This is a genomic window from Bradyrhizobium sp. 23AC, assembly GCF_054863025.1.
Map to the genome: position 1 here is coordinate 1 of NZ_JAVAYN010000308.1, position 236 is coordinate 236.

A 236-nucleotide genomic window follows, 5' to 3' on the forward strand; every position below is an offset into this window, starting at 1 on the left:
GTGCGTTAGCGGTCATCGTTGGGGCAGCGATTTCGTTTGCAACTCGTACCGGTTATATGGCGTTTTTAACCGAGCAAGTACCGCATTTAGTGAATGCACAAACGATGTTTTGGTACACGTATTTGTTCGCGATGACCATCGCGCTGGTGCTTGCTTTGTGGGTCTTACTGAAAAAACAAGCCGTTAAACCTTTGCTTTTTAGCGGTGCAGCACTGATGATCCTTGGCGAGCTGGCC

At 48.7% G+C, this 236-nt stretch carries 1 protein-coding gene; it reads left to right on the plus strand.

Annotation, left to right across the window (positions count from 1 at the left end; translation table 11 throughout):
* Positions 1–236, plus strand: a 236-nt coding sequence (locus tag RAD10_RS42540) for a hypothetical protein (RefSeq protein ID WP_461622096.1), incomplete at both ends; no start/stop codon positions are given.